This window comes from Streptomyces sp. NBC_00513 (assembly GCF_041431415.1).
Classification (GTDB): Bacteria; Actinomycetota; Actinomycetes; order Streptomycetales; family Streptomycetaceae; genus Streptomyces.
The window spans coordinates 7,891,227-7,907,778 of record NZ_CP107845.1 but is presented as its reverse complement, the minus strand read 5'-3'; the positions used below and the strand labels follow the sequence as shown (position 1 = coordinate 7,907,778).

Sequence of the window (16,552 nt, the reverse complement as noted above, 5' to 3'; positions counted from 1 at the left end):
CTGGCCGACGACTACGGCATCCGGCGCCGTACCCCCGCCGAACGTCTGCGCCGCGAGATCGACCCTGCCTGGCTATATGACCAGTACGTCCTCAACCGCCGCACCATCGGTGAACTGGCCACACAGATCGACATGAGCGAGAACGGACTCCGCACCCGGGCACGGTCCTACGGCATTCCCATCCGTCGCAAAGGCGGCCCCAGCCACGTCAAAGCCCTCCGCGCTGCCGACGAAGTCGGCACAGCCCCCGAACTCCTGCGCCCCGCCCTCACCAGCCCCCGCGCCCGTGATTGGCTGACCCGGTTCGCGGCAGCCGCCCGCTACCCCACCCTCCGGGACGCCGCAGCCGGCCTCGGCATCAACCACGCAACCCTCATTCCCAGGTCCGGCGGCTACAAGAGACCTGGGAGGCCCGCTGCTGACACACGCCTATCGAGACCACCCCATGCGCCTGACCGCGCTCGGTGCCGCAGTGGTCGACGCCATCGCCGAACTCGATGTCGGCCACAAAGAAGACCGCAGCGGGCGGCCGACGCAGTCAGCACAATTGACTTGATCGATCGACTGGTTCAATTGACAGAGTCCATATGATGTCCTCATGGCACATGTTTCCGCGGCTGAACGCCGCCCTCAGCTGATCAAGGCGGCGATCGATCTGATGACCCGGGAGGGCATCGCCGCCGGAAGCACCCGGGCCATCGCCGCCGAGCTCGGCGTTGCCCAGGCGACGGTGCACTACACCTTCGGCACCAAGGAAGACCTGTACAGGGCCGTCATGGAACAGCTCACCGAGGAGCTGGTCGCCCAGGTCGAGCGGGTGGCGCCTGCGGACGCGGGCTTCGAGGAGACGGTCGCCGCGCTGGCCGCCGCGCTGTGGCGCACGGTGCGCGAGACGCCGGCGAGCCACCAGTTGCTCACCGAGCTGACCATGTTCGCGCTGCGGACACCGCACCTGCGCGAGGCTCTGGAGAGCCACTACCGCGAGATCACGAAGGTGACGACGAAGCTGGTGGCGGAGGCCGCCGATCGCACCGGCCACGCCCTCGCCCATCCGGCGGAGGCCATCGCCCGGTACTTCCTCGCCGGCTTCGACGGGCTCACGATGCAGCACCTCTCCCTGCCCGACCAGGCAGCCGAGGTGACCGGCCTGCAGGTGCTGGTCTCCACCATCGTGGCCCTGGCCCACGGCCGACTGCAGTTGGTCGCCGTACCCACCTCCTGACCCGACCACCGCCCTCGACCGAGGCCGCCGCCGTCACCGACGCCGGCGGCCTCGGCGCGTCCCCGGAACGAATACTCGTCCTCTCGGTGTGGGGGACCTGCTGGTCCTCCCTCCGCTCCTCCGGCGTGGTCCCGTGTCCAGGCCGGGCAGGACGCGGTACGGCCGGCCCGGCAACCGCCATTGCTCTCTGCCGCGGCGAGCGGCAGCCCTGCCGCCGGCCCGAAGAACCTCGACCTGCCTCACCGGTACGGGCCGATGCTCCGCCCGTCAGGCTGTGGGCGCCTTCTGCGGTTGGGTTCATCGGTCGCCGTCCCGCTCGCGACCGTCATCCGCAGCAGGGGCAGTGAGGCGACGAACGTACCCAGTGCCAGAAGGACGCCGAGGACGTCCGCTCCCGCCCCGTCGAGCACGGCGTCGACAGCGAGCGGCCCGAGGCCGGTGCCCCTCGCGCCCGCCCCGCTGAGGGAGGCCACCAGACGGCCGGTCGGGGCGATGAGCGCGGCGGCGGCCAGCATCTGTACCAGCACCGCGAGTTGGCAGGCCTGCCAGACGACGGCCGCGACGATGAACAGCACGGGGTCGTGGGTGATGATCAGCAGGGCCATCGCGAGGGCCTGTACGACGACGAAGGCGGCCATCGACCGCATACGCCCGAGACGCCGCGCGGCGAGCGGGCCGACCACCGCGCCGACAAGCGCCACGACACTGGAGATGGCGAGGACGGCGGACACGGCCGTGTGCGACATGCCGGTGTGCTGGCGGCCCAGGACCGAGGGGTACGACCACGCGCCCTGGGTGACGGCCCACAGCAGTGACGTGCCGCACAGCAGCAGCAGCGCGGGCCGCGCCCCTACCGTCCCGGCCTTGCCTCCCTCGTGCACGGAGCCCGCGCCTGTCCCGGCGGGACCGTCCGGAAGGCCGCGTACCAGCGGCCAGGCGAGCACGCAGCACGCCGTCATGAGCAGGAAGCCGGTGCCTTCGCCCAGGTCGTGGTCGGCGGCGGGCACCGCCATGATCAGCAGCGCGGTCACGCCGACTGTGCCGGAGATGGTGACCGCGGATGCCTTGTCGACGTCGTCGGTGGCGGCGAGTGAAGCGGTGGGGCAGTGGCGTAGACCGCGCCCAGGCCCGCGCCGATGACCAGGTTCGCCACCATCAGGGTGACGATGTCGGACGCCGCCGTGGCGCCCAGGAAGCCGAGTCCGGCGAGCACCAGGCCGAGGCGGGTCATCCGTACCCGCCGCGGTCGGGCGGCCCGCTTGGCCAGCAGCAGGGTGACGACGGCGGTCGCCATCAGCTGGGTCGCGGCCACCAGCCCCGCACTGAAGTCCGACAGGGAGAAACGGGACGCGAAGTCGTCGACGAAGACGGGCATCACGTTCGCTCCGCCGCTGCCCAGAGTCACTCCGGCGATGAGCGCCATCACCACGCCGAAGGTCAGGGCGGAGGCATTCTGCGCCTTCACAGGCACCCCCGCTCTGAGAAGGGCTGTGAGAAAGAGGGGGCGAGCACGGGCACGGGGTCTCGGCGGGCCGCCGAGCATGCGACAAGCATGAAAACCTCACCAGTTGGGGGCAGAATGCGTTGCCGGACACGCGGGCCACGGGTGCGTCGGGGCACCCGTGGCCAGGCGAGAAGGAACGGCGGCTTCAGCCGGCCCAGACGTCCTCGACGTAGACGCCGGACTCGATGAGCGCGGCCAGCCACCTGGTGGCCTCCTCGTCACCCGCGCCCGTGTACGTGCGGTGGATCGCCATGAACGCCTCCCGCACCGCGGGGGCCATGCGGCGGCCGTCGCCGCAGATGTAGACGTGTCCGCCGGCCTCCAGCGCGGCCCAGACCTCGTCGCTGTCCCGTGCGATGCGGTCCTGGACGAAGAGGGCGCCGTTCTCCGGTGCGCGGGCGAAGGTCGGACGCATGCTGACGGCTCCGGCGGCCTCGGCGGCCTCGAACTCCTCGCGGTGCAGGTAGTCGACGTCGGGGTGGTCGCAGCCGAAGTAGCACAGCAGCGTTCCGGTGGACCCGGTGTGGTGGCGGTCGAGAACGGCGCCGCGGAAGGGCGCGAGGCCGGTACCCGCGCTGACCAGGATGACCGGTACGGACGGGTCCTCGGGCAGGCGGAAGGCCTCGCTGCACGGGAGCACCCTGGCCTGGAGGATGTCGCCCGCCGTCACGTTCTGGAGGTAGTGCGAGGCGATGCCGTGGAACGTGCCCTCGCCGGCGCGGTGGGGCGCGGCGAGCAGCGACACCATCAGGTCGGCCTCGCCGGGCGTCGCGTCGGCGGACGAGGAGATCGAGTAGTGGCGCGGGCGCAGCACCGGCAGCAGTTCCAGGAAGCGTTCGAACGGCAGTTCGCAGGCGCGGTAGCGCTCCAGCAGGTCCAGGACGCTGTGTCCGGCCGCTGTCACCTTTTCGCGGAAGGTGTCGGGGTCGGCCCCGGCGAGTTCGGCCAGGGGGCGGCGCTCGGGCGGGCAGGCCGTGTGCTCGGCGAGCACGGCGATCTGCTCCTGGGTGGCGGCGTCCTGCAGTTCGATGAAGTCGGTCAGCAGGCGACGCAGGGTCAGCGGGCGATCGACGGGAAGGGCGCCCCGGCTGCGGCGGCGGGCACGCAGCCGTACGGTGCGGTCCAGGTCGAGGGCGAACCGGTCGGCGACCCTGCGGACGAGTTCGTCAGGGTTGCTTGGGAGTACGGCCAGGTGGTCGCCGGTGCGGTAGGTGACACCGTCGGGCAGCCTCAGCCGCAGGAAGCGCTTGGAGCGGCCCAACTCGTGATCCATGTCGACCAGTTCGTACGCGTCGAGCACTTCCATGGGCTGTACGCCGTGCCGTGCCGCGAGTCCGCCGATGACGGAGTCGGTCGCGTCCTCAAGCTCGTACAGCCCCGTTTCCTGCTCGGTGGCGTCCGGCTCCGCCTCGCGCGCCGTCGCCGGGGCCCCGTACCGTTCGAGCAGGGTGGTCCACAGGTCGTCCGTCCACCGGTCCACCGTGCCGGCGAAGTCCCCGGAGGCGTCCGCGGCGCCGCGTCCCAGCAGTGCGGTGGCGCCGGCCGCGGTCAGCTTCTCGTCGATGAGGGTGGGGACGCGCTGGTAGGTGGCGGCCCAGTTGCGGTCGCCGACGCCGAGTACGGCGTACTGGAGACCGTCGAGCGAGCCGGGCGCGAGCCCTTCGACCCACTGGACGAACTCGGCGGCGTCGTCGGTGGGCCGGCCGTTGTAGGAGGCGGCGACGATCACCACCGGGCCGGCGTCGGCGGTCACCTTGCCGACGGCGTCGTCGAGGGGCGCGATGGACGAGAGGAAGCCGCGCTCGTCGCCGTCCGCCAGGAGATCGCGGGCGATGCCCGCGCAGGTACCCAGGTTGGAGCCGTGCAGCAGGGTCAGCGCCGTGCCGCTCACGCGCCGCACGGTGGGCCGGTCCTGGCTCGCGGTCGCGCTGCTCGCCGCGACGGCGGGCAGGCGGCGCTCGCCGGCGGTGCGCCGGGCCAGGTTGAGGGTGAACTCGTCGGGCTTGATGGTGAGCGTCTGCTTGATCTTCAGCTGGTAGTTGGTGTGGTCGATCAGGCGGTAGCGGTGGATCACCAGTGCGAGGACCAGCGTCGCCTCGTGCAGCGCGAACTGGCGTCCGATGCAGGCGCGTTCGCCGTTGCCGAAGGGCTTGAACAGGTGGACCGGGCGGGCCTCCTCCTGCTCGGGCAGGAACCGGTCGGGGTCGAACAATTCGACGTTGTCGCCCCAGGCGGGGTCCCGGTGCAGCGTCGGAATGAGGATCTGGATCGACTCGCCCTTGCGCACGGCGTACTTCCCGCCGATGACCGTGTCCTCAAGCGGCTCCACCGCATACGCGGGCGCCGTGGGCCACAGCCGCAGGCCCTCGTTGAGCACCTGGCGGATGTACGTCAGCTTGCCGATGTCCCCGTAATCGGGGTCCGGGGCGTCCTCGTCGCCCCACAGCGCGTCCACTTCGGCCTGGGCGCGGGCCAGCACCTCGGGGTGCTTGGCGAGGTAGTAGAGCGCGAAGGACAGGGCCCCGCTGGTGGTCTCGTGGCCGGCGATGAGGAACGTGATCGCCTGATTGCGGATGTTGACGTCGTCCAGGGGGTCGCCCCCCGTGTCGCGGGTGTTCAGCATCCGCCCGAGCAGGTCGTCGGTGCTCTGATCACCGGACGCCCGGCGGTGCCGGATCACATCGTCGACCAGGTCCTTCATGAGGGTGACGTCGCCGCGGAACCGCTCCGTCTGCTTCCGCTTGAACACCTCCAGGCCGGGGATGGACTCGCCCTTGGCCTGGGCGAAGTCGAGAGCCCGCGCCAGGGAGGTGACGAAGGGGTGGTTCTCCTCCCCTCGGCCGAACGACTCGAAGTCGTAGCCGAAGCCGCACAGGCCGATCGTGTCGAAGGTCAGCCGCGTCATGTCGGCGGCGACGTCCACGGGCTCCGTCCCGGCCGCCTGGTCCCACTTGCCCACCAGGTCCCGGGCCACCTTGAGCATCGTCGCGTGGTAGCCGCGCATCGCGCCGAGTGAGAACGCCGGCATCAGGATGTCGTGCGCCTTCTGCCAGTTGGGCTCGTGATTGAAGGCGGTGAACAGGCCGTCTCCGCCGATCGCCCGGAGAATCACCAGGTCGGGGTGCACGTTCTTCTGGAACCGGCTCTCGTCCGCCAGCTCGGCGACGAGGTCCAGGCCGGAAGCGATGTGGATGTCGCTGCCGAAGATTCGGATCTTGAACAGCGGCCCCAGCTCCTTGGCCTCGTTCATCACGTAGAGCAGCCCGTCGGCGCCACCGGGGATATTCAGCGCATGGCCGACCAGGGGCAGAGCGGGGCGCATGGGGATCGGCTCGGTTCCCCGCAGGGTCACATCGGTCATGAGCATGCCTTTCGTTCGCACACCGGCTGTCGTGGCTGTCGCTTGCCGCAACCATACACACGACCTTGTCGGGTGACAATGTCGATTGATTGTGTTGACCGACATGATCGACCGACGGAACCAGCACGGGGGTTGAGGCGTCAGGGGCGATGGCGAACGGCGGCCGACCGGCACTTGACGGCACGGCTCGACATGTTTAAATGACATTGTCGAACGACAAGGTCGATCGATCAAAACGATCGAACCAGCCCAGCGGAATCGAGGTTCCCCACATGAGCGTTCCGACCACCATGCTCGCCGGACGGCTTCACCTGGACAGCAATACGTTCGCCGTCGAAGAGGTCCCGGTACCGGTCCCCGGATCGGGCGAGGTCCTCGTCGAGGTCCGGGCCGCCGGAGTATGCCTGTCCGACGTCCATCTGATCGACGGCAGCCTCAGCCCGTCTTTCCCCGTCGACGCGGTAGCGAATTCCCGTGCCGTCACCCTCGGCCACGAGGTCGCGGGCGTCGTCCACACCCCCGGCCCGAATCTGAACGGCCACTGGACACCGGGCAGGCGGGTCGTGCTCCAAGCCGGACAGGCGTGCGGCGGCTGCGTCGGCTGCCTGCGTCGCGCATCGTGCCTGCGGCCGCTGACACGCGGCGTGGACTACGACGGCGGATGGGCCCAGTACGCGCTGGCCCGTGAGGACACCCTGGCCCCGATCCCGGACGACCTGCCCTTCGACCAGGCTTCGATCATCCCCGACGCGGTCTCCACCCCGTACGCGGCCATCGTCGAGACGGGCGCGGTTCGCCCCGCGCAGTCGGTCGGCATCTGGGGTGCCGGCGGTCTGGGAGCACACGGCATCCGGCTCGCCCGCATGGTCGGCGCGGCCCCGATCATCGCCGTCGATCCGATCCTCGCCGCCCGCGAGCGCGCCTTGGTGTTCGGCGCCGACTTCGCGCTCGACCCGACCGCGGACGACTTCGCGGCGGCGCTGGCCGAGGCCACGGGCGGGCGGGGCATCGAGGTCGCGTTCGACTTCGCCGGCGTGGGTGCGGCCCGCGCGCAGGCTACCGCCGTACTGGCGCCCGGCGGGGTCCTGGTGCTGGCCGGGCTCACCCCGGAACCGATCGTCGTCAGGGACAGCACGGAGTTCAGTTACCTGGGTCACCAGATCCGCGGCCACTACGGTTCCGGCCCCGAGCACGTGGAACAGCTCATCAGCCTGACGTCCGCCGGGCGCATCGACCTGGCGCCTTCCATCACCGCCCATGTCCCGCTGGCGGAGGCGGCGGACGCGGTCGCTCGGCTGGAGAAGAAGATCGGCGATCCGATCAGGTTCGTACTCACCCCCTGAGGGACCGAGCGCCCGCACCCCCCGCACCCCCCGAGCCCCACCGAACGCCCGGTCCACCTTCCCCGCGACGTCGCGGGGGCCCACGCTCCCTCAGACGGTTCCGGCGGACGGCCGGCCCTCCGCGGGTGGACCGGTGTGGCCAGGAGTCGGGCGGTGAGCACCAGGCGCTGCTCGAGGCCCGCTCCGGCGGCCCGACAGGGCTGGATGAGAGCAGGCCGTACGGGCTCAGGCTTGCGTCGCGACGGAGCTCATCCGACGCCGGATGGCCGTATGGCCGGTGCTGTACGTCTAGACAGGCGGCGAATGCTCCTGGGCCGGCGGCACGATGCGGCGCGAGGAGTGGATGGCCTCGTGCGGACCGCAGGGCTTGGCGGTACCAGGCCCGTACGGGAGCCGGAGGTGGGGGACGCGCCATGTGCCGTACGACCTACCACCGAAACCGGGCCCGGTCGGCGTGCTGTCGATCCGGCGGGCTCGGGAGCAGGGCGAGGTCGTCGTTGATGGCCCTGGGTGCTTTTGCCCTACCTCCTCGGCTCGCGCCCGTGGAGCAGGCCGATCACCCAGGTAAACAGCCTGTCGGTCTTCTCGGGGCGGTCGAAGGTGGTCAGTGCGAGCAACGGCCTGAACCTCTGCCGGGCGATCGCCTTGGCGAAGGTGAACTCCTTCAGGCCGTCGGGCCCGTGGATGCGGCCGAAGCCGGATTCGCCGACGCCGCCGAAGGGCGGGCCCGGTATGCCGGCGAAGCTGATCACGCCGTTGACCGACGACATGCCCGAGCGGATCCGCTCGGCGATCGCCATGCCGTGGCGCTTGCTGAAGACCGTGTTTCCGAGACCGTAGGCGGTCGCGTTGGTCAGTTCGACGGCCTCGTCCATGTCCCGCACCTTCGCGACGGTCACCCCGTCGGTCCGAAGGTCTCCTCCCGCACCGCCAGGGAGTTCTCCGGCACATCGACCAGGATGGTCGGCTGTACATGGCGCTCGCCCACGGCGTCGAGGCCGCCGACCAGCGCGCGACCGCCCTCGTCGAGGGCGTCCCGCACGTGCCGGCGGATGACGTCCAGCTGGCTCGGCATGGTGATCGGCCCGATCTCGGCGCCGGAGCCCGCGTACAGACCGGCGGCCTTGGCCGTGAGCGCGTCGACGAACTCGTCGTACACCTGCTCGTGTACGTAGACCCGCTCGACGCCGATGCACGTCTGCCCGGCGTTGCTGCACGCGCCCCAGAGCGCAGCGTCGGCGGCGGCGGGGACGTCGGTGTCGGCGTCGACGATCAGGGAGTCCTTGCCCCCGGCCTCGATGACCACCGGTGTGAGTGACTCGGCGCACGCGGCCATCACCTTCTTGCCGGTGGCCGTCGATCCGGTGAAGGCGATCTTGTCGGCCCCGGCGTGGCACAGTGCGGCGCCGGTGGCGCCGAGGCCGGTGACGACCTTGAGGACCGGACGGCCCACGGCCTCCTCGAATCGCGCTCGGCGAGCCACACACCCACACCCGGGGTGTACTCGCTGGGCTTGAAGACCGCGGCGTTGCCGGCCGCCAGTGCGTAGGAGATCGACCCGAGCGGTGTGAAGACCGGGTAGTTCCACGGCCCGATCACGCCGATCACCCCCAGCGGTTTGTAGGCCACCGACGCGGACTGGTTGAACATCAGCAGGCCCGCGGACACCTTGCGCCGACCGAGCACCTTCCTCGCGTGTCCGGCGGCCCACTCGATGTATTCGATCGCGAGCCCTGCTTCGAGCATCGCGTCGCCGAGCGGTTTGCCGGTCTCGCGGTGCACGGTTTCGACGAGCTCGGGCAGTCGCCGGACCATCGTGGCCTTCCACGCCGTCAGGTGCCGCCCGCGCTCCGTGAAGCTGAGGCCGGCCCACCACGCGGCCTCGGTGCGGGCGAGGTCGACGGCCGCGCGTACCTCCTCGTCGGTGTGCACCGGGTGGGTACCGACGACCTCGTCGGTGGCGGGGTCGAGCGAGTCGAACGTGGTGGCGGTGGCTAGGCGCCGGCTGACGGCTGCTTGGCTGGTAGGACTCACGAAATCCCTTTCGCTTCGACCGTGGCATGGCTCAGAAGGCGAGTCGTTACGGTGCTTTGTGGGCGCCCGCGGGCCTTGTGGCGCTGGCGCCCGGAGGTTGGGTCAGGGCCGGTATCCGCTGGCTGTGGCACGGCGCCATACGTCTTCGAGCTGCTCGCTCGTCAGCGTTGCCGGCTCTCCGAGTTGGGCTGCCCCCAGGTACAGGCGTGCGAGCCATTCGACCGATTCGGCGTTGTGGACCGCCTCGGCCAAGGTGGCGCCACTGGCGACCGCGCCGTGGTTGCGCATGAGCGCGGCCCTCCGGTCGAGCATCGCGAGGCGCACGTTGTCGGCGAGCTCCTGGCTGCCGAAGGTCGCGTAGGGCGCCACGCGGATCGGGCCTCCGAGCAGGAGGATGGAGTAGTGGACGCTCGGCAGCTCGTCGCGCACCAGGCCGACGGCGGTGGCCCACGGCGCGTGCGTGTGCACGATCGCCTGGGCGTCGGTTGTACGGTAGATCCCCAGGTGGAGGGGGGTTTCCGAGGAAGGTGAGGTCGCGCCCGCGTCGAGGACCTCGCCGTCGAGTGTGACGCGGGCGATGTCGCCGGGTTCCAGCGTCTGGTAGCTCACTCCGGACGGCGTCACGAGTACCTGGTCGCCGACGCGGACGCTGAGGTTTCCCGATGTGCCGGTGACGAGCCCGGTGTCGTGGAGGTGCCGGCTGGCGTCGACGAGAGCTTGCCGGGTCTTCAGTTCGTTCGTGTCGTCCACTGTGCATTCACCGCTTCCGTTCTCGTGCCGTTGCCTCATGTCGTCGCAACGGATGATGGCTTTTCGGGTTTGTTCGGGCGGCTCAGTGCGTCAGGGCGCCGGCCGTCACGTTGCGGACCACGAGGGGGAGCTGGCGTGCGAGTTTCCCGCCGAGCAACACGGCGTAGAGGCGGTGCAGGGGGCCGTCGAGGACGACGCCGTGGGTGGCGCGCATGCCCTCACCGAAGGGCTCCATGTCGTGGGTGATGGTCAGGGTGGCCAGTGGCAGCCGGATGACGAAGTCCATGGCGCGTTCGTGTTCGACGCGGGTGAACTCGATCTTCTGGGCGGGGGCGCCGTGGTCCTTGACGAGTCCGGTGGTTCCGACGGTGAGGGGGCCGTCGATCTGGGCCCACGCAACGCCGGGGTCGTCGAGCTGCCACAGGGCGGCGGTCGTCCAGCGCTTCCACAGCTGGGCGGCGGTGGCGGTGGTCAGCTGGCTGTGGTGGGTGCTCCAGGTCATCGGCTTGCCTTCTCGTCGTGTGTGGTGGTGAGTTCGATGGCGGTCTGGCGGGCCGCGCGTTCGCCGGCCGCGACCGCGCCGTCCATGAATCCGGCCCAGCGTCGCGCGGTCTCGGTGCCGGCCCAGTGGATGGGGCCGACCGGCTCCGCCAGCCGGGCGTGCAACGAGGCGACCGATCCGGGGCCCGGTGCCGCCGTGGGGCCGCCGCCGAGCCATTCCTCCTCGCCCCATCGCTGGTCGGTGTAGCCGCGGGGTTCAATGGCGCGTTCACCGAAGAGGTCCCCGAGCGCCGAGAGCGCGCGCAGCCGCCGTTCGTCGGCGTCCACCTCGTCCCACTCGCGTGCGTAGTCGCCTCCGATGAAGCCGAGGATGACACCGCGGGAGGCGTCGGGAGGGCTGGCGTCGAAGGTGATGAAGATGGGGCCCTCGTCGGAGATCGTCGTGCCGCTGAGGCCCTGTTCGCGCCAGAACGGTGTGTCGTAGACGGCGTAGATCTTGGACAGGATGCCGGGCGACCAGCGCTGTGAGAGGCGCCGGTGCGCGGCGGGGAGTTCGGGGACGAACCGGATCCGGCGTCGCAGGGCCGGCGGAACCGCGACGATGACGCGCCGCGCGGTGGTGGGGCCGTCGTCGGTGTGGACGGTCACGGCGTCGTCGCTCCAGTCGATCCGCAGGACCGGCGACCCCAGGCGGACGGTGTCCGCGCCCAGTCCGTCGGCGACGCGGACCGCGACCTCGTGCGAGCCCTCGACGAAGTGCTGCTCCTGGGCGCCGTCGCGGGTGTCGAGCATCGAGTCGAGCCCGCTGGCCTGGGCGATGTAGTGCAGCACGTGCAGCAGCGAGATCTCCGAGGGTTCGCAGCCCCACGAGGTCTTGCACACCACCGCCATCAGGTCCTTGGTGGCCTGGCCGGCGTGCTTGGCGGTGAGCCAGCCGCCGAGCGTCTGGGCGTCGAGGCCCGCCGCGTCGGGGGCGTCCAACGGGCGGCCGACGGGAATCCTGCGGCTCATCCGCTCCAGGGTGGAACGGATACGGGCGAGGTCCAGCAACGAGGTCGCGCCGATCGGGGGGACGGCCCCGCGGTACCGCTTGCGGTCCTTGCGCCACATCAGCAGGTTGTCCCCGGCCTCGTGCGTGAGGTAGCGGCCCACCCCGACCTCGTCGGCGAGGGAGTTGATGTGGTCGTGGTCGGGACCGACGAAGGTGCCTCCGAGGTCGACACGCGCACCGGCGACGGTGGCGGAGTCGACCCGGCCGCCGACTCTGTCGAGCGCCTCGAACACCTTCACGCGCAGTCCGTACCGCTGCAGGCTGCGGGCCGCGGCGAGGCCGGAAAGCCCGGCTCCCACCACCACGACATCGAGATCGACGCTATCGGTCATGCTGGTTCTCCTTCGGGAAGAGGCTTGGGGGAATCGGAGAGACGGGTCGGGAGCCGGCGGGCGAGGGGCAGTACGAGCAGAAGCGCGAGCGCCGGTGCCACGAACCCGAGCCGGAGGCCGGCACCCGTGCCGAGCAGGCCCGGGACGACGGCTCCGGTGACGGCGCCGGCATAGTTGAAGATGTTGACGCGGGCGATGACCTCGTCGCTGCGGGCGGGCAGCAACTGACCGGCGGCCTCGAAGGCGGCACCAGGACACCGGTGGCGATCCCGGCGACCGCGAATCCCGCGACCATCACCGCGACACCCGGACCGGCTACGACGAGGGCGCACCCGATCGTTCCGAGGACGAGGGCGCCCACACCGACGCCACGTCGGCCCCAGCGCAGGATGGCCGGGTCGGTCACGAGCCGGGCGAGCAGGACCATCGCCAGGTAGGCCGCGTAGCCGACCGGCGCGACGGCGGCGGAGGTCTTCAACCCGTCGGAGAGATAGACGGTGCTCCTCGAGACCGCCGCGTCCAGCACGTAGGCGACGAGGACGAGCGACCCGACAGCCCAGATCGCCGCTCGGGGGAGCGGGGTGGTGCGCCGGCTGCCGGGCGAGGTGGTGTCCGACAGGGGGGCGGAGGATGCGGCACGAGCCGGAACCGGCCGGTGAGCGCCACGGCGAGCTGCACCAGGGCAGCGCTCCCGACCAGGGTCAGTGCGGAGACACCGCCGCCGGCCAGAGCCGCGCTGAGGAGCGCGCCGACGATGCCACCGACGGTGAAGGCCGAGTACAGGCTGCCCATCATGGGCAGCCCGGTGCGGTTCTGCAGGGCGACGCCCTGCATGTTGTTGCCCGCGTCGGCCGTGCCCAGGCCCAGTCCGTAGACGGCGACCGTGCCCAGGTAGACGACGAGGTCGGGGGCGAGGCTCATCCCGGCAAGGGCAGCGGACTGCAGCAGGAATCCGAGGCACAGAGCACTGCGGCTTCCACGGCGCACGGCGACCGCGTCCGCCAGCACCGACCCGAACACCGCGGCGACGCAGACCCCGAGCAGAATCACGGAGAGGACGGTGTCGCTGAAGTCCATGCGCTCCTTGGCGGCGGGGAGCGCGGTGACGACCGCGGCGTAGCCGAGGCCCTGGGCGGCGTATGCCGCGCAGACCGTCAGCGTCGTCGCGGTCGGTCTCCGATGGCGGCTCATCGCGTGGCCAGGCAGTCGGCGCTCGCGGCGAACGCGCGGACGGCGTCGAGCGTGTAGGTGCCGGCGTCCGTCCCGAGGCCGCCGACCACCTGTGCCGACGTCGCGCAGCCGAACTCGGCCGCCTCCCGCAGCCCGAGCCCGAGCGACCGGGCGCGCAGGAAGCCCGCGCTGAACGCGTCGCCGCACCCGGTGGTGTCGACGGCCTCCACCGCGTACGCCGGGACCTCCAGCACCTCGTCCGCGGTCACCACCACGGCACCGTGGGCACCGTGGGTCACCGCCACGCACCCGGCGCCGGCGCTCACGAGCGCGCGGGCGCCGGTGACCAGGTCGTCGGCGCCGGTGAAGCCCAGCACCTGCTCGTGGTTGGGCAGCAGGTAGTCGGTGTGGGGCAGCGCGGCGGCGATCCACTCCAGGATGCCCGGGTCGCCGGGGGCGAGGATGTCGACCGAGGTCGTCGCACCGCCCGCGCGGGCCCGGGCCAGCAGCGAGGCGGCGGCGTCGCCGCCCAGGAACTCCGGACCGCCGAGGTGCAGATGCGTCAGGTCACGCAGCTGTTCGTCGGAGACGTCGGCAACGGTGAACGCCGCGTTCGCCCCGATGCAGTGCCAGGCCGGGCGGTCGCCGTTGGGGCGGACGGGCAGCACGGAGGCCGATGTCTGGTGGCCCGCCTTGCGCACCAGGCCGGAGATGTCCACGCCTTCGCGGACCAGGAGCGCCAGGAGAGTGTCCGCGAGGACGTCGTCCCCGATCGCTCCGATGCTGCGGACATCGGCTCCCAGTCGCGCCGCCACCAGCGCTGTCCCGCCGGCGGTGCCGGCTGCGGTGGCGCGGATGGTCCCGACCAGCTGACCGTTGTTGTGCTCGGGTATCGACTCGATCCCGATCACCAGATGGTCGAGCACGTGCACGCCCACGCACGCCAGCTTCATCACATCACTCATCGTGTGTTCCACCTCCGCCTTGCTCCGGCTCCCGGCTCGTGGTGCGACGTCCATCGCTGCGCGGCGGCCGGTTGCCGGGCCGCGACCACGAACGGTTGAGTGACGGTAGGAAGCGCCGTTTTGAATCTGGGCGCGGCGTGGCGCTTGTGGCAACATTTCCCCCCGTCGTGGCACGAACGCGCACCCTCTTCGCCTCGGGCGGAGGACGATTGCGGCGACAGGATGTCGAGGAGGCGGACTGTGGACAAAGCCAAGCTGAACCAGGCCACGATTCCTCCGGTGATCCTGACCGGGTTGCTCGAACTGGCCGACCACGACCGAATCGAGACGGCCAGGTGGTTCGCGGGCACGGGCCTGGACCGGGCCCGGCTGGAGCAGTCCCGGACGCTGGTCTCCTACCGGCAGGCGACCACCGTGATCCGCCGCGCCCTGAAGGAACTGCCTGCCGGACCGATCGGCCTCATGATCGGAAGCCGCGACCCACTCCTCACCTGGGGAACACTCGGCACCGCCGTGCGGTCCGCGTCGACGGGCGCCGAGGCCCGCGAGGTCGCGACCCGGTTCCACCAAGGGGCGGGCACGATGATGGACTACGTCGTGTCCCGCACGGACCAGGGAAACGTGGTCGAGCTCCTGCCCCGCACCCACGAGCCGGACCTGCTGGTCTTCCTCACCGAGGAGGCCTTCGCCGGGATCGTGGTCCTCACCCGGCTCATGTTCGGCCCGTCATCCGGCCCGCTGACCGCTGAACTGTCCTACCCGCCGCCACCGTGGGCCGCGGCGTACACCCGGCTGTGGCGCTGTCCGGTCGCCTTCGACTGCGAACGCACGGCTCTCACCATGCCCGGTTCCCTCGAAGAGCGCCGCGTTCCCACGGCGAACGCCACACAGTTCGAGGCCGCTCTGCACGCGACGCGCGCGATCCTGGAGTCCGACCCGGTCGACGACGTCGTGGCGGCCGTCGAAGGCGCACTTCGCCAGGACCTCCGCTCCCGGAGAACGGCGACGCAGGTCGCGGACGCACTCGGCATGAGCCCCCGCACCCTCCACCGCCACCTCGCCAGAGCCGGGTACAGCTTCGGCACGATCCAGGACCGGGTACGGCGACAGCAGGCCGACGTGCTGCTGACGCAGACACGCAGGTCGATCACCGCCATCGCGGCCGAACTCGGCTACAGCGACCCGCGGGAGTTCCGCCGCGCCTACAAACGATGGACCGACACCACGCCGACCCAGGCGCGACAAGGCGCGCGGCTCTTCTGAAGTGCCGGCGTTGGTCGAGGTGGCCGGTGGTGCAGCGGTGGCAGCCGGTGAGCGGTCTCTTCCGCTCCCTCCTGGCGTCGGGCGGCGCGCAGAAGGCGCTGCCGGGGAGGGGCGGCCACGTCGGGTTCGCGGGCAGGCCGGCGCTGCGACGACGGCCTCGACAAGTGCGTGGAAGTACGAGACCGGGAGCGGTCCGCGCCGCCGCGTCACCCCGCGCCCGGACAACCGCCCCAGCTACTCGGGCAAGCACCACGCCAGGGCTTGCGTTTCCTCGCCCTGACCGACGAGAAGGGCCGCCTGATCTGGATCTCCGCGGCCCGGCCCGGCCGGACCCACGACGCCACCGCCGCCCGCCGTGACAAGCTCGTCGAGCACCTGAAGGCAGCGGGCCTCGGCGCACTCGCGGATCTCGGCTTCATCGGCGTGGACAACCCCGAGAACCCCGATGACCTGGTCATCGTCACCGGCCACAAGGCCACCCGCGCCCGCAAGCTCACCCCGGGCCAGAAGCAGGCCAACCGGATCCTGGCCGGCGGACGCGCCCCCGTCGAACAGGGCTTCGCAAACCTGAACCGGCGGAATGGGAGTGGGCCCGGCCGAGTGAGAACGGAACCGCCACCGGTCGTATGCCCGAACTGAATCAGGGTCTCGAACGTCCCCCGTCTGCAGCTCAATTGAGGTCCCGTCATGAGTGCGATGCACGCGTGGGCTGGCGCCCATTGATCGACGTGCCGCCGTCGAAGCCGCGGCTGTCCGCGCCCGCGCCGCCGGCACGGCTCGCTATTTCGTTCCGTTGCCGAAGACAGTGGACCGTGTCCGGCATCGCCTGGCGGCCGTACGCCTCCGACTGCCCACCGCGTCCCTGCAGACGGCCCGGCACTGGCCGTACCGGACAGGCCACGGCCCACTGCGCGTCTGTCATGCCAGTGGGGTAGCGGCGCTCGCGCATCCCGCTGTCCGCCGCGTTCTCGAGCTGGTGCGCAAGACAGTGCACGACGGGGCGACCGGACCGGACCCGGCCTGCACGAGGATGCAGAACCGCTACAACAGGGCCTC

Annotated in this window: 13 protein-coding genes and 1 pseudogene; 4 read left to right on the top strand and 10 right to left on the bottom strand. The window is 71.0% G+C overall.

Translation table 11 applies throughout. The features are described 5' to 3' along the window. Positions 1 to 598 precede the first annotated feature (598 nt). Positions 599 to 1,222, top strand: a complete 624-nt coding sequence (locus OHA84_RS35600) for a TetR/AcrR family transcriptional regulator (RefSeq protein WP_266967456.1) — start codon at positions 599 to 601, stop codon at positions 1,220 to 1,222. Between the two features lie 239 nt (positions 1,223 to 1,461). Here OHA84_RS35600 and OHA84_RS35595 read toward each other — a convergent pair whose 3' ends face one another. The 3 genes from OHA84_RS35595 to OHA84_RS35585 all read right to left on the bottom strand — a co-directional run bounded on the left by OHA84_RS35595 (position 1,462) and on the right by OHA84_RS35585 (position 6,087). Then, complete coding sequence (locus tag OHA84_RS35595) at positions 1,462 to 2,253, bottom strand: MFS transporter (protein WP_266967457.1); 792 nt, start codon at positions 2,251 to 2,253, stop codon at positions 1,462 to 1,464. Then, complete coding sequence (locus OHA84_RS35590; protein WP_266967458.1) at positions 2,250 to 2,687, bottom strand: hypothetical protein; 438 nt, start codon at positions 2,685 to 2,687, stop codon at positions 2,250 to 2,252. Before OHA84_RS35590 ends, OHA84_RS35595 begins: the two co-directional genes overlap by 4 nt. Before the next feature lie 184 nt (positions 2,688 to 2,871). Then, positions 2,872 to 6,087: a bifunctional cytochrome P450/NADPH--P450 reductase gene (locus OHA84_RS35585; protein ID WP_266967459.1), complete on the bottom strand. Its 3,216-nt coding sequence runs from the start codon at positions 6,085 to 6,087 to the stop codon at positions 2,872 to 2,874. Positions 6,088 to 6,359: 272 nt separating this feature from the next. On the opposite strand from OHA84_RS35585, the gene OHA84_RS35580 reads away from it, so the two are divergent. After that, positions 6,360 to 7,430 carry a zinc-binding dehydrogenase gene (locus OHA84_RS35580; RefSeq protein WP_266967460.1) on the top strand — a complete coding sequence of 357 codons (1,071 nt, stop codon included), beginning with the start codon at positions 6,360 to 6,362 and terminating at the stop codon, positions 7,428 to 7,430. A gap of 521 nt (positions 7,431 to 7,951) precedes the next feature. Here OHA84_RS35580 and OHA84_RS35575 read toward each other — a convergent pair. The 7 genes and pseudogenes from OHA84_RS35575 to OHA84_RS35545 all read right to left on the bottom strand — a co-directional run bounded on the left by OHA84_RS35575 (position 7,952) and on the right by OHA84_RS35545 (position 14,233). Next, positions 7,952 to 9,464, bottom strand: a pseudogene (locus OHA84_RS35575) (aldehyde dehydrogenase family protein). Between the two features lie 102 nt (positions 9,465 to 9,566). Further along, complete coding sequence (locus OHA84_RS35570) at positions 9,567 to 10,214, bottom strand: class II aldolase/adducin family protein (protein ID WP_266967464.1); 648 nt, start codon at positions 10,212 to 10,214, stop codon at positions 9,567 to 9,569. Positions 10,215 to 10,296: 82 nt separating this feature from the next. Then, positions 10,297 to 10,716, bottom strand: coding sequence for a hypothetical protein (locus tag OHA84_RS35565; protein WP_125621541.1), 420 nt, complete (start codon positions 10,714 to 10,716; stop codon positions 10,297 to 10,299). After that, positions 10,713 to 12,098: a flavin monoamine oxidase family protein gene (locus OHA84_RS35560; RefSeq protein WP_266967465.1), complete on the bottom strand. Its 1,386-nt coding sequence runs from the start codon at positions 12,096 to 12,098 to the stop codon at positions 10,713 to 10,715. The genes OHA84_RS35565 and OHA84_RS35560 overlap by 4 nt, the downstream gene beginning before the upstream one ends. After that, a complete protein-coding gene (locus tag OHA84_RS35555; protein WP_266967466.1) occupies positions 12,095 to 12,322 on the bottom strand; it encodes a hypothetical protein in 228 nt (75 codons plus the stop codon). The genes OHA84_RS35560 and OHA84_RS35555 overlap by 4 nt, the downstream gene beginning before the upstream one ends. A gap of 250 nt (positions 12,323 to 12,572) precedes the next feature. Next, positions 12,573 to 13,289 (bottom strand): MFS transporter, encoded by a 717-nt coding sequence (locus OHA84_RS35550; RefSeq protein ID WP_266967468.1) that lies wholly within the window; start codon positions 13,287 to 13,289, stop codon positions 12,573 to 12,575. Beyond that, complete coding sequence (locus tag OHA84_RS35545) at positions 13,286 to 14,233, bottom strand: carbohydrate kinase family protein (RefSeq protein ID WP_266967470.1); 948 nt, start codon at positions 14,231 to 14,233, stop codon at positions 13,286 to 13,288. Before OHA84_RS35545 ends, OHA84_RS35550 begins: the two co-directional genes overlap by 4 nt. Before the next feature lie 240 nt (positions 14,234 to 14,473). Between OHA84_RS35545 and OHA84_RS35540 the strand changes: the two genes are divergently transcribed. Then, on the top strand, positions 14,474 to 15,496 hold the full coding sequence (locus OHA84_RS35540; RefSeq protein WP_266967472.1) for an AraC family transcriptional regulator: 1,023 nt from the start codon (positions 14,474 to 14,476) through the stop codon (positions 15,494 to 15,496). A gap of 261 nt (positions 15,497 to 15,757) precedes the next feature. Continuing rightward, positions 15,758 to 16,135: a transposase family protein gene (locus OHA84_RS35535; RefSeq protein ID WP_266967473.1), complete on the top strand. Its 378-nt coding sequence runs from the start codon at positions 15,758 to 15,760 to the stop codon at positions 16,133 to 16,135. Positions 16,136 to 16,552: the final 417 nt, after the last annotated feature.